Genomic DNA, 20,386 nt, shown 5'->3' on the forward strand with positions numbered 1-20,386 from the left:
TCGGATGCTCGGGTCGTGCTGCTGGCGGGGGAACTCAACTGACCTCCGGTTCGAGGGCCTTCAGAAGGGAGCAGACGGCCTCGCGGGCCGCGGTGACGGTCTGCTCCGGGTGGTCGACGTTCTCAAGCGCTTCGAGCAGGCGCGCGGCCATGTGCTGCCTGCCGGTCTCCAGCACCTCACGCCCGGCGGGGGTGAGCTGCGCCTTGATCGAGCGCCGGTCCTCGGAACAGCGGTGGCGCTCGATCAGTCCCCGTTCCTCCAGGTGCTGGAGCACCACGGTGACCCGCGGCTGGGTCAGCCCGGTGGGCCCGGTCAGCTCGGTGACCCGGAGGGGGCCCGGCTCCAGGGCGTCCAGGGCGTTGACGTAGCTGCGCGGGAGGCCGAAGTCGCCGGACTCGAAGAGGATGCGGGACACCCGGCCGAGGCCGCCGAGGAGGCCGCGCGCGGCCTGCTCGATCCGCAGCTCCTCGGGCGTCGGCGTTTGATGCATATCGCAATTATATATGTCGGTGATAAGTGGTCCGTACCGAACCGGCTGTGAGAAGTGGGTAAGAGTCATCCCAAAACGGGGCGAGGCCCCCGGTCGTTCGCCCGCCCGCAGCATTGCGTGTCACCCGTGCGGATTGCTCGACGGCCGCCGTTCGCCGACCGTTCACTCCCGCACGGCACGCTTACCTGGCCGGAGGAGCAACGTAAGGACCACTGGACCGCAGACGGAGCAAGCCGACCCATGCCTTCACCACGCCGCCGACCGCGCGTGCTGTACGTGGCCTTCTACTTCCCGCCGACCCGCGCGAGCGGCGTCCACCGGGCCGTGGCCACCGCCAACTGCCTTGCCGCGCGCGGCTGGGACGTGACCGTGGCGACCCCGCCCAGGGAGTTCTTCGAGCGGCAGCTGCGCTCCAGCGACCCCTCGATGGAGTCCGCCGTGCGGGAGGACGTCACCGTCGAGCGGGTGCCATTGGCCAGTCACCTCCCCTGGGAGCGGGACGTCCGCCGGCTCGGCCGGGTGCACCGGCTCGCCCCCGTCCTGGCCGGCGACGTCCACGACGGCCTGCGCCGGCTGACCGTGGACGAGCCGTACGCGCTGTGGGTGCCGCCGCTGCTGGCCCGGGCGGCCCGGCTGCACCTGCGCCGGCGCTTCGACCTGGTGATCGCCACCGGGAACCCGTTCGCCTCGTTCGTCGCCGCCTGGGCGCTCGGCCGCGCCCTGCGCATCCCGTACGTCCTGGACTACCGGGACGCCTGGACGCTGGAGCTGTTCAGCGAGCGGCCCGCCTTCCCTGCCGACCACCCGGTCTGGCAGTGGGAGCGCCGGGTGCTGGCCGGCGCGGCCGAGGCGGTCTTCGTCAACGAGCCGCTGCGCCGCTGGCACCAGGCCCGCTACCCGTTCGCCGCGGACCGGATGACCGTCGTCCCCAACGGCTGGGAGCCGGAACTGCTCGCTGTCGAGCAGCATCTGAGCGGGCCCCGGCCGGAGCCCGAGCCGTCGGCCGCTGCCGCCGCCGAGCGGCCGCTGCGCTTCGGCTATGTCGGCACCCTCACCGACCAGCTCCCGCTGGAGCAGTTCTTCGACGGCTGGCGGCGGGCCCGGGAGCACCCGGAACTGGCCGGCGCCCGGCTCGACCTCCACGGCCATCTGGGCTTCTTCCCCCACCACGCGGAACGGCTGGCCGCCCGGATGCCGCTCGGCTCGCACGGCGTCGAGTACCGCGGCCCGGTCGCCAAGGCGGACGTCGCCGCCACCTACGCCGGCTTCGACGCCCTGGTCTTCCTGGCCGGCGGGGCGCGCTACGTCACCTCGGGGAAGATCTTCGAGTACATGGCCACCGGTCGTCCGGTGGTCTCCGCCCACCGGCCGGGCATCGCCGCCGCCGAGGTCCTCTCCGGCTATCCGCTCTGGTACGGGGGCGACGGCCTGGATCCGGCCGCGCTCTCCGGCGCGCTGGTCAAGGCGGCCAGGGCGGCCCGCGCCGCCGACCCCGGACTGGGCGAGGCGGCCCGCGCGCACGCCGCGCGCTACACCCGCGAGGCGGCGCTCGCGCCCTTCGAACAGCGGATGCGGAGGATGGTCGATGCCTGAGCGTTCGATGTCTGAGCGGTCGATGTCTGAGGAGCCGCAGCGGCACGCGGAGGCCGGTCGGCTGGCCGTGGTGACCCCCTGGTACCCGTCGCTGAACCGGCCGTTCGCCGGCTCCTTCGTGCGGACCATGACGGCGGCCGTCGCCGATCGCTTCGGCTCGGTCGGCCTCTACCACCCGGAGGACTGGCGCCGGCCGGACGACCCGGCCGAGGCCGAGCTCGCCGGCCGCGCCTTCGCCCGGCTCGCCGGGCCGGCCACCGGCCGCGTCCCGGTCGAGCCCAGGACCACCGCGGAGGGCTGGGAGCTGACCCGGGTCCCCGCCGTCATCCGGACCAAGCGCAACTACGCCGACTGGGGGCGAACCCACGAGGAGGCGCTCCGCGCGGTCCTCCCCGGCGGGGTGATCGACGCCGACGTGGTGCACGGCCATGTCGGCACCTACGGCGGCTGGTGCGCGGTGCGGCTGGCCCGGCCCGGGGCGCGGGTGGTGGTCACCGAGCACGCCGCCTTCCTGGACCGGGTGCTCGACCAGCCCGCCGCGCTGGCCATGTACGACGAGGTGCTGGAGCGGGCGCACGTCTTCCTCTGCGTCGGCGACGCGCTGCGCCGGCAGATCGCCGGCTACCTCCCGCACCACGCGGAGAAGCTGCGGGTGCTGCCGAACGCGGTGGACTTCGACGCCCGTGCGATGCGCGAGGAGCCCTTCGACGGCCGGCTGCGCCGACTGCTCTACGTCGGGGCGCTGAACGAGCGCAAGGGCACCGCCAAGCTGCTCCGCGCCTTCGCCGCCCTGCTGGCGGAGGACCCGGAGCTGACGCTCACCCTGGTCGGCCCGGAGGACGCGCCCGGCGAGGCCGCCCGGCTGGCCGGGGAGCTCGGCGTCGCCGGGCGGGTGGAACTGCTGCCCCCGGTGCCGCCGCAGGCCGTACCGGGGCTGCTGCACCGGCACGACCTGCTGGTCCACCCCAGTTCCTGGGAGACCTTCGGGATGACGGTGATCGAGGCGGTGGCGGCCGGCACCCCGGTGCTGGCCACCCGCTGCGGCGGCCCCGAGGAGACCCTCGCCGGGCTGGAGGGCACGGCCGGGGAGCTGATCGAGGTGGACGAGGACCCGCGGGTGATCGCCGACGGCTACCGCAGGCTGCGGGCCCGGTCGGAGTCCGGCGGACTGGACCTGGCCGAGGCGCGCTCGCGGCTCGCCGCCAGGTACGGGCTGCCGGCCGTGGGCGCGGCGCTGGCCGGGGTCTACGGGCTGGACGAACCGCCGGCCGGCGAACCGGCCCCGCGGATCGGAGCCCCGGAGCCCGCCGCCGGGTCCGTGGTCGGAGCGGGGGCGCGGCAGTGAGCACTCCCAGCGCACCCCGCACCCCGGACGAGGTCGGCGTCCTCTACCTGGCGCTGAGCACCGCCCGGGCGCGACAGGTGAAGTACGACACCGACTTCCTGGTCTCCCGCGGGGTTCCGGTCGACCTGCTGGTCAGCGCGGGGGACGACTGGTCCGCGCACGGCATCGACCGCCGGGTCCGGCTGAGGAGCCATCAGGAGGCGCTCAGCGCGGCCGGTCTGCCCCCGCGCACCCGGGAGGCCGTACGGCTGGCCCGCGGGGCCGCGCGTCGGGTGCCGCTCGCGCCCGCGCGCACCCGGGCGCTGCGCGCGGTGAACGGGGCCGCGCGCCGGGCCGAGCTGCTGGCCGCCGAGCGGCAGGAGCGGCGGCGCCGCACGGGGCTCGCCGTCACCCTGGCCGGCTCGCCGCCCGCCGCGCCCCGGCTGGCCGTGATCGGCGGAGCGGCCTCGCTGCCGCTCGCCCACCGGCTGGCCGACGCCTATCCCGGACTCGAGATGACCTTCGAACTCGACTGGTCGCACCCGTACTTCGCGGACCTCCCGGTGGTCGACAGCACCGTGGCGGCAACCGCCGGATCGGCAGGAGGAGCCAGCCGTTGAACGCCAGCGACACCAGCACCACCCCCGGCAGCACGGAGAGCAGCACCGGGAGCAGCACCGCCGCCACCGAGGACAGCAGCGGTGCCCGGCGGGTCCTCCATCTCGCCTTCGGCCCGTACCGGGTGCGGGCCGCGGCGGCCCAGACGGCGGCGCTGGCCGAGAGCGGCGCCCAGGTCCTGCTGCTGGTCGCGGACCGGCCGGAGTGGGACGAGCTGCCCGTGCATCCGGGGGTCGAGCTGCGGAGGGTCAGCCGGGCCGGCGGCCGGGGGCCGCTGCCCGGCGCGGTGGAGTTCTGGCGGCGGGCCCGGTCCGCGGTGGACGCGGCGCTGGCCGAACTCGACCCCGACCTGCTGGTGGCCGGCGACGCCCACGCCGTGCCGGCCGCGTACCACGCCTCCCGGCAGCGGCCGGAGCTGACCGTGGTGCACGAGCCGCTGGGGCTGATCGGTGGGCCGGGCGCGCGCGGTGGTTTCGCGGGCGCGCCGGCCGGGCTGGCCGCACCGGCCGCGGCGGGCATCCGCCACCTGGCCGTGGTCACCCCGTGGTATCCGTCCCCGAACAACCCCTTCGCCGGGGACTTCGTCCGGGCCGCCACCCACGCCGCGGCCCCGTACGCCCACGGCATCTCGATACTGCACACGGAGGACTGGACCGGCCCGGCCGGCGGCCTCGCCGCGGACGTGGTCCGGACGGCGGCGGACCGGCTGCCGGTGTCGATCGGCCAGGAGAGCGGGCTGCTGCGGGTGCCCGTCCCGGTCTTCCCCAACACCTCGTACGCCGACCAGGCCGAGGCCAAGGTGCGGGCGCTGGCCCGGGTGCTGCCCGGCGGGGTGATCGACGCGGACGTGGTGCACGGGCACGTCGGGATCTTCGGCGGGTTGGTCGCCGCCCGGCTGGCCAGGTCCGGGGCCCGGGTGGTGGTGACCGAGCACGCGACCTTCCTCCACCGGGTGCTGAAGCAGCCGCGGGCGCGCGAGCTCTACCGCGAGGTGCTGGAGCGGGCGGACGCCTTCCTCTGCGTGGGCGAGCAGCTGCGCAGCCAACTGCTGGGCTACTTCCCGGAGTTCGCGGACCGGATCGCGGTGCTGCCGAACGCGGTGGACTTCGGGGCGATCCCGGCCGCCGCCCGGCCCGGCCCGGAGCTGGCCCGTTGGCTGTACGTCGGCCGGCTGATCGAGCAGAAGAACCCGGCCGTGCTGGTCGAGGCCTTCGCGGTGGTGGCCCGGGAGAACCCGGCGGCCACCCTGACCCTGGTCGGCTCCGGTCCGCTGGAGGGCCCGCTGCGGGCCCGGGTGGCCGCCCTCGGGCTCACCGACCGGGTCGAGTTCACCGGCGGCATCCCGCACGAGGAGGTCGTCCGCCGGATGCACGAGGCCGAGCTGCTGGTGCACGCCAGCCGCGCGGAGACGTTCGGGATGACCCTGGTCGAGGCGGTGGCCGCCGGCCTTCCGGTGCTGGCCACGCGGTCCGGGGGACCCGAGGAGACCATGGCCGGACTGGACGGGGTGGCCGGGACGCTGGTCGAGGTCGGCGACGACCCGGGCCTGCTGCTGGCCGGCTACCGCAGGCTGCGCGAGGGCTTCGACCGGCTCGACCTGCCCGCCGCGCGCGAGCGGCTGCGCGCCCGTTACGGCGCGGAGGCGGTCGGTGCGCGCCTGGGGGCGGTCTACGGCGTCCCGGGCGTGACCGTGCCGCCGAAGCCGGCCGGGGCCGAGGCGGAGGCCGGAGCCGGGACCGACTACGGAACCGCGGCCGGGGCCGCCGCCCGGGAGGCCGGTGCTGTCGCCGAATCCGCGACAGGTTCGGCCCGCGCCGTCGACGCTGCCGCCGCGCCCGCCGCTGCCGTCGAGCCCGCTGCCGCGGCCGACGCCCCGGCGGCGGCGCGCGGCGGCGGTCCGCTCCGCGAGGTCGTCGTCGGCGAGGGCGACGCCCCCGCGTCGGTGCTGCTCCTCGCCCTCAACCACCCCGCGCCCCGCCGGGTGATCGCGTACGCCCACTGGCTGATCGCCCGTGGCGTGCGGGTCACCCTGGTCAGCGTGCAGGGGGCGCACTGGCGCGGGCTGGGGCTCGATCCGCGGGTCGAGATCCGGACCCTGCGGGACGCCGAGGGCCGCCACCCGCTGCCGCGCGGGGAGCGCGTGATCGTCAACCGCGCGCCCCGCGCGGTCATCCGGCGCGCCCGGGCGAAGGTCGAGGGGCGCCCCGAGACCCGTCCGCTGGAGCTCGCCGTCGGCGTGGTGGAGCGGGCCCACCTGCGGGCCGGGGACGTCTTCCACCGCAAGGTCTTCCTGCGCGGCTACCGCGTGCTGCGCCCGTATCTGCTGGCGCAGGTCAGCGACCAGGCGCTGAACGGGCTCGACGTCGCGGGGCAGGACCTGATCGTGGCCGCCGACTCCAACGCGATCACCCTCGGCTGGCGGCTCGCCCGCCGCTACCCGGACGTCCCGGCCACCACCGCGATGGACCGGGAGCCGTTCGCCCACCGCGAGGTCACCGACCCCTGGATCGACCCGGAGGGCAAGGCCGAGAACGCCGACATCCCGCCGGCGCCGGGTGCCGCGGCCGCCGCGGCCGCCGCGGAGAAGAAGGACGCGGACGCCGCCGCCCTGGTCGCGGCCGGCACCGCGGCCCCCGGCCTGGAAGGCTGACCGTGACCGCCTCCTCGGGACGCCGGCCGCGCATCCTCTACCTCGCCTTCTACTTCCCGCCCAGCCGGGCCAGCGGCGTCTTCCGCGCGCTGGCCACGGCCAACCACCTGGCCGCCGCCGACTGGGACGTCACCGTGCTCACCGCGCCCGCGGACTTCTTCCCGAGGTTCCTGGGCGCGGGCTCCACCGACCCCGACCTGGCGGCCACCGTCGACCCCCGGGTGACGGTCTCCCGCCCCCCGATGAACACCTACCGCTGGAAGCGGGACCTCCGCAGCTACGGCGCCTTCCGGGCCAACCTCCCGGTGCTCACCAACGCCTTCTACAACTGGACCCAGCGGCACCTCTTCCCCGAGCACTACGCCGGCTGGCTGCCCGGGGTGATCTCGCAGGCGGTGCGGCGGCACGCGGTCCGCCCCTTCGACCTGGTGCTGGCCACCGGCAACCCGTTCGCCTCGTTCGCCGCCGCCTGGGCGCTCGGCCGGATGCTCCACGTCCCGTACGTGCTGGACTACCGGGACGCCTGGACCTTCAACCAGTTCACCGAGCAGCCCAAGTTCCCGCCCGGCAGCAACGCCTACGCGTGGGAGGAACGGGTGCTGCGGGACGCCGCCGAGGTGGTCTTCGTCAACGACGGGATGCGCCGCCACCTCGCCGGCCAGTACCCCTTCGCCGCGGACCGGATGACGGTGGTCCCCAACGGATGGGAGCCGGAGATCCTCGCCGCCGAGCCGGCGACGGAGCCCGGGACGGAGCCGGCGAGCGGTCGTGACGATCCGTCAGCCTCCGACCGCCCCCTGCGCTTCGGCTACGTCGGCACGGTCACCGACCACCTCCCGCTGGAGGAGCTCTTCGCCGGCTGGCGGCGGGCCAGGGCCGGTCATCCGCTGCTCGCCGACGCCACCCTGGACATCCACGGCCACCTCGGCTTCTTCCCGCACGACGCGGACCGGCTGCGGGACCGGCTGCCGCTGGCCGAGCCCGGACTCGGCGTCTTCTACCGCGGTCCCGTGCCCAAGCCCCGGATCGGCGAGGCCTACCGGGCGCTGGACGCCCTGGTCTTCTGCGTCCCCGGGGCCAGGTTCGTCACCTCGGGCAAGGTCTTCGAGTACATGGCCACCGGGAAGCCGGTGGTCTCCGTCCACCACCCGGAGATCGCCGCCGCCGAGGTGCTGGAGGGATACCCACTCCACTTCGGCGGGACGGGACTTGACGCCGACTCGGTCGCCGACTCCTTCGTCTCCGCGGCCAAGGCGGCCCGGGACGCCGACGCCGCCGCCCGCGCGGCGGCCCGCGCCCACGCCGAGCAGTGGACCCGGCAGGCCGTGCTCACTCCTTGGGAGCAACGGCTGCGTGCCCTGGCCACCGGGTGATCGTTCTCCCCGGGAGGGCCGGCCGGGTCTTCCGGCGCCGGTCAATTCCCGGAGGGAGCAGAAGAGTTGTCATACCCGCAGGGAACCGGTCCATCCACGGAGAAGGCGGAGTCGAGGCACCCGGATGCGGGATATTCCGCGGATCACAGGCACCGGCCGCCCCGCGGCCGTAGCCTTGTGGGGGTGAACGAGCCAACCTCCGGCCCCGCGCCCTCTGGTCAAGGCGCTGCCACCGCCCCCGCGTCCGCACCGCCCTCCGCCGAGCCCGGCCGCCGGCCGAACCGCGAGCCCAGCCCCGAGTTGATCGCGGAGCTCATCGCCTTCCGCCGGGATCTCCACCGCAATCCCGAGCTCGGCCGCGGCGAGTTCCGCACCACCGGCCTGCTGATGGACCGGCTCCGCCGCGCCGGGCTGGACCCGCGCCCGCTCCCCGGCGGCACCGGACTCCTCTGCGACCTGGTCCCGGAGGGCGCCCCGGAGGACGCGCCGCGCACCGCCTTCCGGGCGGACATCGACGCGCTGCCGATCGAGGACGCCAAGCCGGAGGAGGTCCCGTACCGCTCGCAGGTGGCCGGCCGCTGCCACGCCTGCGGCCACGACGTCCACACCACGATCGTCCTCGGCACCGGCCTGATGCTGGCCGAGGCGCTGCGGGCGGGCCGGCTGCGCAGGCCGGTACGGCTGGTCCTCCAGCCGGCCGAGGAGGTCATGCCGGGCGGCGCGCTGGACGTGATCAAGTCCGGCGGCCTGGAGAACGTGGGCCGGATCTACGCCGTCCACTGCGACCCCAAGGTGGACGTGGGCCGGATCGGCCTCCGCGCCGGGGCCATCACCTCCGCCTGCGACAAGCTCAACCTGACCCTCTCCGGCCCCGGCGGGCACACCGCCCGCCCCCACCTCACCACCGACCTGGTGGACGCGGTCGCCCGGATGGCCACCGACCTGCCCTCCGCGCTCTCCCGCCGGCTGGACCCGCGCTGGGGCGTCTCGCTGGTCTGGGGCCGGATCACGGCCGGATCCGCGGCGAACGTCATCCCGCAGCGGGCCGAGCTCGAAGGCACCGTCCGCTGCCTGGAGCTGGACGGCTGGCGGGAGGCGCCCGAGGCGCTGCAGGAGCTGATCGGCCAGCTCGCCGAGGCGTACCGGGCGAAGTGGGAGATCAGCCATCTGCGCGGGGTCCCGCCGGTGGTCAACGAGGCCGAGTCGGTGCGGCGGTTGGGCGCGGCGATGGACGCCTGCTTCGGCGCGGGGCGGGTGGAGGACACCGCGCAGTCGCTGGGCGGCGAGGACTTCTCCTGGTATCTGGAGCGGGTGCCCGGCGCGCTGGCCCGGCTGGGCGTCCGGGACCCGGAGTCCGGCGTCAGCCTCGACCTCCACCAGGGCACCTTCGACGTGGACGAGCGGGCGATCGGCGTCGGTGTCCGGCTCTTCACCGAACTGGCGCTCGCCGCCGAGCCGGAGGTCTGACCAGGCGTTGCGCGGCCCCGTTGGGGGAAGGCTGTGGAGGCGATCATCTCGTTTCGATATCTGTAACCCAACGGGGTTCTACGCGCGTTAACCTCTGCCACAATCGGCGCCGGTCCTCTGGCGCGCCTGTGGTAGGGAGTTGACCTTGCGTCAGGTAACGAAGCTCGCCGCGGCGGTGCTCTGCGGCGCCCTCGGCATAGCCCCGCTCGCCGCCTGCGGGGCCACCTCCACCAGTGCCGGCTCCGGCGCCTCCGGCTCGAGTTCGAGCGGCAGCGGCAAGAGCGCTCTGGCGAAGGTCGGGATGGCCTACGACGTGGGCGGCCGCGGCGACCAGTCGTTCAACGACTCGGCGGCCCGCGGCCTCGACAAGGCCAAGACCCAGTTCGGGTTCCAGACCAAGGAGCTGGAGGCGGTCCAGGGCGAGTCCGACGCGGACCGCGTCCAGCGCCTCCAGCAGCTGGCCTCGGCCGGCTACAACCCGGTGATCACCGTCGGGTACAGCTACGCCACCGCGCTGAAGCAGGTCGCCAAGCAGTACCCGAACACCCATTTCGCGATCGTCGACTCGACGGACGTCACCGGCTCCAACATCACCAACCTGGTCTTCACCGAGGAGCAGTCCTCGTATCTGGTGGGGATGGCGGCCGCGCTGACGTCCAAGACCGGGACGGTGGGCTTCATCGGCGGCGTCAACGTGCCGCTGATCCAGAAGTTCCAGGTCGGCTACGAGCAGGGCGTCCACGCCGTCAAGCCGAACGACAAGATCCTGGAGCAGTACCTCACCCAGCCGCCGGACACCAGCGGCTTCGCCGCCCCCGACAAGGGCAAGGCCGCCGCCCAGGGGATGCTCAGCCGGGGCGCCGACGTCATCTACTCGGCCGCCGGCAGCTCCGGCACCGGCGCCATCGAGGCGGTCAACGCGGCCGGCAAGGGCAAGTGGGCGATCGGCGTCGACTCCGACCAGTACAAGCAGGACGCGCTGGCCAAGTACAAGAGCTCGATCCTCACCTCCGCGGTGAAGAACGTCGACCAGGCCGTCTACGAGTACCTGCAGTCGGACGACCAGGGCAGGATCCTCAGCGGGGTGCAGCGGTTCAGCCTGGCCCGCGGCGGCGTCGGCTACGCGACCTCCGGGAACTTCCTGGCGCCGGACGTGATCTCCAAGCTGGAGGCGGCGAAGAAGGACATCATCGACGGCAAGATCACGGTCAAGAGCACCCTCTGATGGAAGCGGCGCTCGCGGTCGAACTCCGGGGGATCGGCAAGCGGTTCCCCGGGGTCGCCGCCAACCACGACGTCCACCTGTCGGTACGGCGCGGCACGGTGCACGCCGTGGTCGGCGAGAACGGCGCCGGCAAGTCCACCCTGATGAAGATCCTCTACGGGATGCAGCGCCCGGACGAGGGCGAGATCCTCCTCGACGGCGAGCCGGTGCAGCTCCACTCGCCCTCCGACGCGATCGGACGCGGCATCGGCATGGTGCACCAGCACTTCATGCTCGCCGACAACCTCACCGTGCTGGAGAACACCGTCCTGGGCGCCGAGCGGCTGCACGGCATCGGCGGCCGGGCGCGGGCGCGGATCGCCGAGCTCTCCGAGCGGTACGGCCTGGGCGTCCGGCCGGATCTGCTGGTCGAGGAGCTGGGGGTGGCCGACCGGCAGCGGGTCGAGATCCTCAAGGTCCTCTACCGGGGCGCTCGTACGCTGATCCTGGACGAGCCCACGGCGGTGCTGGTCCCGCAGGAGGTGGACGCCCTCTTCGGCAACCTCCGCGACCTGCGGGCGGAGGGGCTCACCGTCATCTTCATCTCGCACAAGCTGGACGAGGTGCTCTCGGTCGCCGACGCGATCACCGTGCTGCGGCGCGGGACGACGGTCGCCGAGGTCCGCCCGGACCAGGTGACCTCGCGTCGACTCGCCGAGCTGATGGTCGGCTCGGAGCTGCCCTCGCCGGAGACGGGGAGCTCCCGGGCCGGGGAGGCCGTGCTGCTTGAAGTGGAGGGGCTGCGGCTGACCGAGGCCGGGGGCGAGCGCCCGCTCCTCCAGGACATCGGCTTCCGGATCCACGAGGGCGAGATCCTCGGCATCGCCGGGGTCGAGGGGAACGGCCAGGCCGAACTGGTCGAGACGATCATGGGGATGCGGCAGCCGGACGCCGGCACGGTCCGGCTGGCCGGCCAGGACATCTCGCGGGCCTCCACCCGCGCCCGGCGGGAGGCCGGCATCGGCTACATCCCCGAGGACCGGCACCGGCACGGGCTGCTGCTGGAGGCGCCGCTCTGGGAGAACCGCCTGCTGGGCCACGCCTCCGAGCCCGAGCTCTGCCGGCGGGGCATCATCGACGTGGCGGCGGCCAGGGCGGACACCCGGCGGCTGGTCGAGGAGTACGACGTCCGGACGCCCGGGATCGAGGTGACGGCGGCGTCGCTCTCCGGCGGCAACCAGCAGAAGCTGATCGTGGCACGGGAGTTGGGGCGGCGCCCGCGGCTGCTGATCGCCGCGCATCCGACCCGGGGCGTCGATGTGGGCGCCCAGTCCCAGATCTGGGACGCGCTGCGGGCGGCGCGCCGGGAGGGCCTCGCGGTGCTGCTGATCTCCGCCGACCTCGACGAGCTGATCGGGCTCTCCGACGCCCTGAAGGTGCTGTACCGGGGCGCGATCGTCGCCGACGCGGATCCGTCCACCATCACACCGGAGGCGCTGGGCGTGGCGATGACGGGCGCGGCGACGTCACCGGAGGCGGGCGGATGAGTTCTCCACCCACCCACCCGCCCCTCCGCGCCGCAGGCGCACTGAAGGGGCGCGGGGAACCGCACGGCCGACCCACCACGGCGCCGCACTCGGCGGCGGCCACCCGGTTGCCACCCGGACTCCGTTGCCGCCTGCGGCAGCCGGCGCCGCTGGGCGCGCAGTTCCCCGCGCCCCCGAGGCGGCCCTGCGGGCCGGTCTCCGGCGCGAAGGGGCGGCTGGCCGGGGTAGCAACGTCCCGCACGGGAGGCCGATGTGACTGAGCGTCAGAACAATCGCAGCGGCGGGGCCCCCGCACGCTTCGCGCGCGCACTGCGCGAAGGGCTGCTGGCCAGCCCCGCCGCCGGCGCCCGCTCGCGCCGGGAGCGGATCGCCCTCGCCCTCGCCGCGCCCGTCCTCGCCGTCGTCGGCGCGGCCGTGGTCACCACCCTCGTGCTGCTGGTCTCCGGCAAGAACCCCCTGCACGCCTTCCAGATCATGGCGACCTACGGGACCTACTCCGACTCCCAGGTCTACATCCTGGACCGGGCCACCACGTACTACCTCTCCGGCCTCGCGGTGGCCGTCGGCTTCCGGATGAACCTGTTCAACATCGGCGTCGACGGCCAGTACCGGATGGCCGCCTTCTTCGCCGCGGTCGTCGGCGGCGCCGTCGCCCTGCCGGGACCGCTGCAGATCCTCGTGATCATCCTGGTGGCGATGCTGGTCGGCGCCGCCTGGTCGGGCATCGCCGCCGTGCTGAAGACCACCCGCGGGGTCAGCGAGGTGATCTCCAGCATCATGCTGAACGCGATCGCCACCAGCGTGATCGCCTATCTCCTCAACCCGTCCCGGCTGGCCTCCAAGGCCTCGCTCGGCAGCAACAACCTGACCACCCCGCCGATCCCGGCCGCCGGCCGGTTCCCGTCGATCAACACGGTCGGCGGGCCGCTCTGGGGCTTCCTCTTCGTCGCCGTCCTGGTCGGGATCGTCTACCACCTCCTCCTCACCCGCACCCGCTTCGGCTTCGACCTGCGCACCACCGGGGCCTCGGAGACCGCGGCCCTGGCCGGCGGCGTCGACGTCAAGCGGATGGTGCTCTCCACCATGCTGCTCTCCGGCGCGATCGCCGGCCTGGTCGGCATGCCGCAGCTGCTTAACGACTCGTACCAGTACAGCTTGGACTTCCCGGCCGGGATCGGCTTCACCGGCATCGCCGTCGCCCTCCTCGGCCGCAACCACCCGGTCGGGATCGCGGTGGGCGCCCTGCTCTGGGCCTTCCTCGACCGCACCGGCGGCCAACTCGACTTCCAGGGCTACGACCAGGAGATCGTCGGGATCATCCAGGGCACCATCGTGATCTGCGTGGTGGTCGCCTACGAGGTGGTCCGCAGGTACGGGCTGCGCCGCCAGCAGCGCGCGGTCGGCGAGCACCTGGGCCGCACCCGGACCGGCGGCCCCACCACCCAGGCCCAGGAGGCGACCTCATGAGTGACCGGAAGCCCACGCCCGACGGCCCGGTCGCCACCCGCTCCGGCGCCCGCCGCCCCGCGCTGCTGCCCCGCCCGCGGAGCAGCGGCGCCGGCCGCGCGCCGGACGGCCCCCGGGCCCGCGCCGGGAGCCTCTTCACCCGCTCCCCGCGCACCACCTGGACCCTCGCCCTGCTGGCCGCCGTCCTGGTCTTCGCGGTGCGTGCCGCGACCGGGGCCGAGGACCTCACCTCCGTCGGCCAGGTGCAGGGCGCGCTGGCCTTCGCCGTGCCGATCGGCCTGGCCGCCCTGGGCGGGCTGTGGTCGGAGCGGGCCGGGGTGGTCAACATCGGCCTTGAGGGGATGATGATCCTCGGCACCTTCGGCGGGGCCTTCATCGCCTGGAAGAGCGGCAGCCCCTGGCTGGGCGTGCTGGCCGGGATCGCGCTGGGCGCCCTCGGCGGACTGCTCCACGCGGTGGTGACGGTCACCTTCGGGGTGGACCACATCGTCTCCGGCGTGGCGATCAACATCCTGGCCGCGGGCGCCACCGCCTATGCCGCGAAGATCCTCTTCACCAGCCCGGCGGCCGAGGCGGCCGGCGGCGGCGCCAAGCAGTCCCCGCCGGTCGGCTCGCTGCCCTCGGTGACCGTGCCCGGCCTCTCGCCCTGGCTCCAGCACGTCGCCGCCCACCACTGGTTCGCGGTCTCCGACCTGGCCGGGATCGCCGGCGGGATCGTCACCGGGCTGCCGGTGCTGACCCTGATCGCGGTGGCGCTGGTGATCGGCACCTACTGGGTGCTCTGGCGCACGGCGTTCGGCCTGCGGCTGCGGTCCTGCGGCGAGAGCCCGGTGGCCGCCGAGTCCCTGGGCGTCGGCGTCTACCGGTACAAGTACGCGGCCGTCGTGGTCTCCGGGGGGCTGGCCGGCCTCGGCGGGGTGTTCCTGGCCATGGTCGGCTCGCACTTCTACCAGGACGGCCAGACCGGCGGGCGGGGCTACATCGGCCTGGCGGCGATGATCTTCGGCAACTGGCGGCCGGGCGGCCTCGTCCTGGGCGCCGGCCTCTTCGGCTACACGGACAGCCTGCAGCTCCGCGGCGGCGGCTCCTCGGTGCACGCCCTGCTGCTGGTGCTGACCGTGCTGCTGGCCGTCCTCGGCCTGGTCAACCTCTACCGGCGGCGGAGGCTGGCCGGCGGGATCGGGGTGGGCCTGGCGCTCGCCGTCGGCCTGTGGTTCGGCCTCACCGCCACCATCCCCGGCGAGTTCGTCACCGCGGCGCCGTACGTCACCACGCTGCTGGTGCTCGCCCTGGCCTCGCAGCGGCTGCGGATGCCGCGTGCCGACGGCATGGTCTACCGCCGGGGCGGGGGAACATGACGGCATGAACCTCGACGACGTGGACTGGGACTCCCTCCGCCGCACCGCCCGCGAGGCGATGCGCCGCGCGTACGCCCCGTACTCCAGGTTCCCGGTGGGCGCGGCGGCGCTGGTCGACGACGGCCGGCTGGTCAGCGGCTGCAACGTGGAGAACGCCAGCTACGGTCTCGGCCTGTGCGCCGAGTGCGGACTCGTCTCCGCCCTCCACGCCACCGGGGGCGGCCGGCTGCTCGCGTTCGCTTGCTGCGACGCCGCCGGGGAGCCGCTGACGCCCTGCGGCCGCTGCCGCCAACTCCTGTGGGAGCACGGCGGACCCGAGCTGCTGGTCGACGCAGCGGACGGCCCGCGCCGGCTCGCCGAACTCCTCCCGGACGCGTTCGGCCCCGACCACCTGGGGAGTGTGCGATGAGCGGCACCGTGGACGCCGTCTCCGTCATCCGCGCCAAGCGGGACGGGGCCGAGCTGACCGACGAGGAGATCGACTGGGCGGTCGCCGCGTACACCGCGGGCGAGGTCGCCGAGGAGCAGATGGCGGCGCTCGCCATGGCGATCCTGCTGCGCGGGATGACCCGCCGGGAGATCGCCCGCTGGACGGAGGCCATGATCCGCTCCGGCGAACGGCTGTCCTTCGCGGCGGAGTTGGACCGCCCCACCGTGGACAAGCACTCGACCGGCGGGGTCGGCGACAAGATCACCCTGCCGCTGGCCCCGCTGGTCGCCGCCTGCGGCGCCGCCGTCCCGCAGCTCTCCGGCCGCGGGCTCGGCCACACCGGCGGCACCCTGGACAAGCTGGAGTCCATCCCGGGCTGGCGGGCCGAGCTGACCACCGACCGGTTGACCGCCGTCCTGCGGGACGTCGGCTGCGCGGTCTGCGCGGCGGGCTCCGGCCTGGCCCCCGCCGACCGCAAGCTCTACGCCCTGCGGGACGTCACCGGCACGGTGGAGTCGATCCCGCTGATCGCCTCCTCCATCATGTCCAAGAAGATCGCCGAGGGCACGGGGGCGCTGGTGCTGGACGTGAAGTGCGGCTCCGGCGCCTTCATGAAGGACCTCGACTCGGCCCGCGAACTGGCGGCCACCATGGTCGAGTTGGGCAACGACTCCGGGGTCAGGACGACGGCCCTGATCACCGACATGTCCACCCCGCTCGGCCGGGCGGTCGGCAACGCCGTGGAGGTGGCCGAGGCGGTCGAGGTGCTCGCCGGCGGCGGGCCGTCCGACGTCGTCGAACTCACCCTCGCCCTCGCCCGCGAGATGCTGAGCGCGGCGGGCCTGGACGCCGGGCACGACCCGGCGGACGTCCTCAAGTCCGGTGCGGCGATGGACCGCTGGCGCCGGATGATCCGCGCCCAGGGCGGCGACCCCGACGCCCCACTCCCGGCCCCCGCGAGACCCACACCGTCACCGCGGACCGGGCGGGCGTGGTCACCGCCGTCGACGCCTACGCCGTGGGCCTGGCCGCCTGGCGCCTCGGCGCCGGCCGCGCCCGCAAGGAGGACTCCGTCCAGCCGGCGGCCGGCCTCCTCCTCCACGCCCGCCCCGGCGACCGGGTCACCCCCGGCAGCCCCCTCTGCACCCTCCACACCGACACCCCGGCCGCGATCCCCGGCGCCCTGTCGGCCCTCGCCGACGCCACGGAGATCTCCCCGGAGGGCACGGGCCGGCCCCCGTCCCCCCTGATCCTGGATCAGCTCGCGTAGGTCGACAGCCCGCCGGTGTCCAGCCGCCACGGCCCGACCTCCACCATGTCCCCGAAGACGAAGGGCGTCCGCCGGCTGTAACCGGGCAGCGAGTGGACGATCCCGGTCCCGTCCCGGGGGTCGACCAGGAGGTAGTGGGGGATGCCCATGGCCGAGTAGTCCGCGACCTTGTTCTCGTGGTCGTTGGCGGGGCTGGACTTCGCGACGATCTCGACGACGAGGAGGACCTCGTGCGGAGTGAGCGCGGGCGGGTCGGCGGCCTCCAGGGCTTCCTCCGGAAAGACCATGATGTCGGGGCGCCGCAGACGCCCGAGGCCGGCGTCCTCCAGGTCGGCACCGGCGAAGGCGACCATGCCCGGATGCGTCTGTTCGAGCTGGGCGTTGAGCTGCCGGGTCAGCCGAAGGACGGCGAGTTCGTGTCGCCGGACCGGCGACATCATCATGACGATCTCGCCGTCCGCGATCTCCACCCGCCCTATCCCCGGCATCTGCGGCAGTCGGTCCGCGATCTCGCGCAGTCGGGCGTAGGCGCTGGGCTCGATGCTTATAGCTGAAGTGTAGGAGCCGTCACACCGCCGCCGCGCCGGCGCGATCACGTCGCGCCCGGAGCGCCGCGTAGCCGGTGACCGCCGCCGCCAGGGCCATCGCGATCAGGCCCACCGCGACCGCCCCGGTCCACGCGAACGAGTGGTACGCGTCCGCCCCGATCGAGCCGCCCACGCTGTTCCCGATGTAGTACGCGGCCAGATACAGCGCGGAGGCCTGCGCCCGGGCGGTGGTGGCGGTGCGTCCGACGCTCGACGAGGCCACCGAGTGCCCCGCGAAGAACCCGCCGGTGATCAGGACGAGCCCCAGCAGCGCCGCCGGCAGCGAGTCCGGGATCGACACCAGCAGCCCCACCGCCGTCACACCGATCGACGCGAAGAGCGCCCCCCGCCGCCCCAGCCGCGCCACGATCCGGCCCGCCGACGCCGAGGTGAACGTCCCCACCAGGTACACCAGGAAGATCAGCCCGACCAGGCCCTCCGGCAGGCCGAACGGCTCGGCCGTCAGCCGGTAGCCCATCACGTTGTAGACCGCCCCGAAGACCGCCATGAACAGCAGCCCCAGTGCGAACAGCCGCAGCAGGAGGGGGTTGCGGAGATGCCCGAGGACCGTCCGCAGCAGCGCCATCGGGTTGACCGGACCCGGCCGGAAGTACCGGGCCTTCGGCACCAGCACCCGGAAGAGCACCGCGCAGGCCAGCGAGACGACCGCCACCGAGGCCAGCCCCCACCGCCAGCCGGCGACCCCGCCGACCAGGTCGGCGAGGATCCGGCCGCCCATCCCGCCGATGCTGTTCCCCGCGATGTACAGCCCCATCGCGGACGGCAGCGCCGAGGGGTGCACCTCCTCCGCCAGGTACGCCATCGCGGTGGCCGGCAGCCCGGCCAGGCAGACGCCCTGCACCGCGCGCAGCACCACCAGCGTGGTCAGCCCCGGCGAGAACGGGATGGCCAGGGCCAGCACCGCGGCCGCGAAGACGGAGAAGGTCATCACCCGGGTCCGCCCGAACTTCTCGGAGAGCGCGCTGATCGGGATGACCGCGGCGGCCAGGCCGAGGGTGGCGGCCGTGACGGTGAGACTGGCCTGACCGGGCGTCAGCCGCAGCGAGTCGGAGAGCGCGGGCAGCAGCGCCTGCGTGGAGTACAGCAGCACGAAGGTGGCCACCCCGGCGGCGAAGAGTGCCAGCCGGATCCGGCGGTAGCCGGGGCTCCCCGGCCGGTGGCGGAGATCCCGCGGGTCCGCGGCGGCCTGCGCCGGCACCCGGGGGGCGACCGCCCCTTCCTCGATGTCCGTTACATCCGCTGTGTCCGCTGTGTCGGCTGAGTCCGTCAGGTCTGCGTCAGGCATGTTCCGAAGATATGTCCGGCCAATATATGCGTCCAATGCATGAACGGTAGATAATCGATGCTGTGACGCATGATCCCAGCCCAGAGCCGCTCGACCCGGACCTCGACCTCGATCCGGAGGCGCCGATCGGCTTCCTCGCACCCCGGCTGGTGCAGTTCGCCGCGGTCGCCCGACGCGAGCATGTGACCCGGGCCGCCGCCGACCTGGCCATGCCGCAGCCGACCCTCAGCCGGTCCATCGCCCGTCTGGAATCCGAGCTCGGCGTCGAACTGCTGGCCCGCGAGGGCCGCACGGTCCGGCTGACCCGCCTCGGCCGGGTCTTCCTGGACGCCGTCGAGCGGGCGCTCGGCCAGCTCGCCCGGGGCGCCGACGAGGTGCGCGCCGAGTCGGCGCCCGGCACCGGCCGGGTGGCCTTCGGCTTCCTCCACACGATGGGCTCGGAGACCGTCCCCGAACTGCTGCGCGGTTTCCGTGCCGCCGCGCCCGGAGTGCGCTTCCAACTCGTCCAGGACTACGCCGGGCGGATGCTGGACCGGCTGCGCTCCGGCGAGCTCGACCTGTGCCTGGTCTCCCCGCTGCCGGACCGCGAGCGGATGCCGGACCTCACCGCCCGCCACCTCGGTGTGCAGCGGCTGGACCTCTGCGTCCCGGCCGGGCACCGGCTGGCCGAGGCGGGCCGGCAGCGGGTCCGGCTGGCCGAGGTCGCCGAGGACCCCTTCATCGCCCTGGAGCCCGGCTACGGGCTGCGCAGGATCACCGACGCCCTCTGCGCGGAGGCCGGCTTCGAGCCGCGCATCGCCTTCGAGGGGGAGGAGACCGAGACCCTCCGCGGCCTGGTCGCCGCCGGTTTCGGGGTCGCCCTGCTGCCGCCGAGCGGCGCTCCGCGCGCGGGGGTGGTGGAGCTCCGGGTGACCGGCGGCAGGGCGGTCCGGGAGATCGGCCTGGCCTGGCCGGCGGGGCGCCGCCCGTCGGCGCCTGCGGCCGCGTTCCGCGACTACGTCCTCTCCCGGGCAGGCCACCTGCCCCTCCACGGCTGAGCCGTGCCCCGGGAGGGAACTAGGCCGACGTCGTCGGCGTCGCCGCGCTCGCCGTCCGGGGCGCGGGAGGAACCTCGGGCGCCACCGCAGGCGCCGGCACCGCGCGCGACTCGAGACGTCGCCGCACCGCCGCCCGCCCCGCCGGCACCACGGCGACATGGGCCAGCATCAGCCCCAGCACGCCCAGAATCACGTCGTCGACGTTCAGCACCTTCCCGCCGACCGCCGTCTGCACCACCTCGACCGCCGTGGCCAGCAGCAGCCCCGCCCCGCTGGTCCGCAGAAAGGAGCCGAGGGTCGAGGCGTACGGGCGCCCCCCGGCCATCGGGAGGAGGATCCCGACCGGCGCCAGCGTCAGCAGGCCGCGTGCGACCTCCTGATACCCCGCGAGGGTGCCGCCGGCCAGCTCGGCCCGGACGGTGGCGAACGGCGTGAAGTTGGCGTCGAGCATCCACTCGGTCGGAGTCGACCGCAGCACCAGCCAGAGGACCAGTGCGAGGTCCGCGGCGAGCAGCACCAGCCCGGCCACCCGGACCGGCAGATGGACGCGTGGCTCCGGGTAGGGGGACCGCTCGGTCCGCGGGCGGCGCGGGTGTCGCGCTTCCGTGTCACTGCGCCGCCCCTGCTCCGGGGGCCGGGCGCTACCGGTCCGCACGCCGGCGCCT

The 20,386-nt window shown here is 74.5% G+C and carries 16 protein-coding genes and 1 pseudogene; 13 read left to right on the forward strand and 4 right to left on the reverse strand.

The genetic code is table 11. The annotated features are described in order from the left end of the window. Window positions 1–34: 34 nt before the first annotated feature. Entirely contained in the window at window positions 35–490 is a 456-nt protein-coding gene (locus BS73_RS23480) for a MarR family winged helix-turn-helix transcriptional regulator (protein ID WP_037575580.1), read from the reverse strand. Window positions 491–730: 240 nt separating this feature from the next. On the opposite strand from BS73_RS23480, the gene BS73_RS23485 reads away from it, so the two are divergent. From BS73_RS23485 to BS73_RS23540, 12 genes and pseudogenes are all read left to right on the forward strand, one after another. Beyond that, window positions 731–2,083 (forward strand): glycosyltransferase, encoded by a 1,353-nt coding sequence (locus tag BS73_RS23485; RefSeq protein ID WP_037575583.1) that lies wholly within the window; start codon window positions 731–733, stop codon window positions 2,081–2,083. Between the two features lie 22 nt (window positions 2,084–2,105). Further along, a complete protein-coding gene (locus BS73_RS23490) occupies window positions 2,106–3,428 on the forward strand; it encodes a glycosyltransferase family 4 protein (RefSeq protein ID WP_051940351.1) in 1,323 nt (440 codons plus the stop codon). Beyond that, entirely contained in the window at window positions 3,425–4,027 is a 603-nt protein-coding gene (locus BS73_RS23495) for a hypothetical protein (protein WP_037575585.1), read from the forward strand. Before BS73_RS23490 ends, BS73_RS23495 begins: the two co-directional genes overlap by 4 nt. Then, the gene (locus BS73_RS34975; protein WP_051940353.1) at window positions 4,024–6,675 is read left to right on the forward strand and encodes a glycosyltransferase; all 2,652 of its coding nucleotides are present in this window, start codon (window positions 4,024–4,026) and stop codon (window positions 6,673–6,675) included. Before BS73_RS23495 ends, BS73_RS34975 begins: the two co-directional genes overlap by 4 nt. A gap of 2 nt (window positions 6,676–6,677) precedes the next feature. Next, a complete protein-coding gene (locus tag BS73_RS23505) occupies window positions 6,678–8,048 on the forward strand; it encodes a glycosyltransferase (RefSeq protein ID WP_037575588.1) in 1,371 nt (456 codons plus the stop codon). A 183-nt stretch (window positions 8,049–8,231) separates the two neighbouring features. Further along, the gene (locus tag BS73_RS23510; protein WP_051941527.1) at window positions 8,232–9,515 is read left to right on the forward strand and encodes an amidohydrolase; all 1,284 of its coding nucleotides are present in this window, start codon (window positions 8,232–8,234) and stop codon (window positions 9,513–9,515) included. Between the two features lie 145 nt (window positions 9,516–9,660). Then, entirely contained in the window at window positions 9,661–10,740 is a 1,080-nt protein-coding gene (locus BS73_RS23515; protein ID WP_037575590.1) for a BMP family lipoprotein, read from the forward strand. After that, window positions 10,740–12,266, forward strand: a complete 1,527-nt coding sequence (locus tag BS73_RS23520; RefSeq protein ID WP_037575591.1) for an ABC transporter ATP-binding protein — start codon at window positions 10,740–10,742, stop codon at window positions 12,264–12,266. Before BS73_RS23515 ends, BS73_RS23520 begins: the two co-directional genes overlap by 1 nt. A gap of 324 nt (window positions 12,267–12,590) precedes the next feature. Further along, a complete protein-coding gene (locus BS73_RS23525; protein WP_037580773.1) occupies window positions 12,591–13,733 on the forward strand; it encodes an ABC transporter permease in 1,143 nt (380 codons plus the stop codon). Further along, on the forward strand, window positions 13,730–15,091 hold the full coding sequence (locus tag BS73_RS23530; protein ID WP_084704296.1) for an ABC transporter permease: 1,362 nt from the start codon (window positions 13,730–13,732) through the stop codon (window positions 15,089–15,091). Before BS73_RS23525 ends, BS73_RS23530 begins: the two co-directional genes overlap by 4 nt. Window positions 15,092–15,095: 4 nt before the next feature. Continuing rightward, a complete protein-coding gene (locus tag BS73_RS23535) occupies window positions 15,096–15,500 on the forward strand; it encodes a cytidine deaminase (protein ID WP_037575594.1) in 405 nt (134 codons plus the stop codon). An 8-nt stretch (window positions 15,501–15,508) separates the two neighbouring features. Continuing rightward, window positions 15,509–16,791: pseudogene (locus tag BS73_RS23540) on the forward strand (thymidine phosphorylase). Here the strand turns inward: BS73_RS23540 and BS73_RS23545 are convergent. Next, on the reverse strand, window positions 16,779–17,387 hold the full coding sequence (locus BS73_RS23545; protein WP_235215503.1) for a Uma2 family endonuclease: 609 nt from the start codon (window positions 17,385–17,387) through the stop codon (window positions 16,779–16,781). The pseudogene BS73_RS23540 and the gene BS73_RS23545 overlap by 13 nt on opposite strands. Continuing rightward, complete coding sequence (locus tag BS73_RS23550) at window positions 17,359–18,684, reverse strand: MFS transporter (RefSeq protein WP_084704297.1); 1,326 nt, start codon at window positions 18,682–18,684, stop codon at window positions 17,359–17,361. Before BS73_RS23550 ends, BS73_RS23545 begins: the two co-directional genes overlap by 29 nt. Window positions 18,685–18,746: 62 nt before the next feature. Between BS73_RS23550 and BS73_RS23555 the strand changes: the two genes are divergently transcribed. After that, on the forward strand, window positions 18,747–19,721 hold the full coding sequence (locus BS73_RS23555; RefSeq protein WP_407675044.1) for a LysR family transcriptional regulator: 975 nt from the start codon (window positions 18,747–18,749) through the stop codon (window positions 19,719–19,721). A 19-nt stretch (window positions 19,722–19,740) separates the two neighbouring features. Here the strand turns inward: BS73_RS23555 and BS73_RS23560 are convergent, their stop codons facing one another. Beyond that, the gene (locus BS73_RS23560) at window positions 19,741–20,376 is read right to left on the reverse strand and encodes a VanZ family protein (protein WP_152617697.1); all 636 of its coding nucleotides are present in this window, start codon (window positions 20,374–20,376) and stop codon (window positions 19,741–19,743) included. Window positions 20,377–20,386 lie beyond the last annotated feature (10 nt).

It is taken from the genome of Phaeacidiphilus oryzae TH49 (assembly GCF_000744815.1).
Taxonomy (GTDB): domain Bacteria; phylum Actinomycetota; class Actinomycetes; order Streptomycetales; family Streptomycetaceae; genus Phaeacidiphilus; species Phaeacidiphilus oryzae.

Excerpts from the sequence above, each read along its gene's own strand:
- BS73_RS23550 (WP_084704297.1), bottom strand. The coding sequence starts at position 18,684 with ATGCCTGACGCAGACCTGACGGACTCAGCCGACACAGCGGACACAGCG.
- BS73_RS23485 (WP_037575583.1), top strand. The coding sequence starts at position 731 with ATGCCTTCACCACGCCGCCGACCGCGCGTGCTGTACGTGGCCTTCTAC.
- BS73_RS23520 (WP_037575591.1), top strand. The coding sequence starts at position 10,740 with ATGGAAGCGGCGCTCGCGGTCGAACTCCGGGGGATCGGCAAGCGGTTC.
- BS73_RS23535 (WP_037575594.1), top strand. The coding sequence starts at position 15,096 with ATGAACCTCGACGACGTGGACTGGGACTCCCTCCGCCGCACCGCCCGC.
- BS73_RS23490 (WP_051940351.1), top strand. The coding sequence starts at position 2,106 with ATGTCTGAGGAGCCGCAGCGGCACGCGGAGGCCGGTCGGCTGGCCGTG.
- BS73_RS23480 (WP_037575580.1), bottom strand. The coding sequence starts at position 490 with ATGCATCAAACGCCGACGCCCGAGGAGCTGCGGATCGAGCAGGCCGCG.
- BS73_RS23530 (WP_084704296.1), top strand. The coding sequence starts at position 13,730 with ATGAGTGACCGGAAGCCCACGCCCGACGGCCCGGTCGCCACCCGCTCC.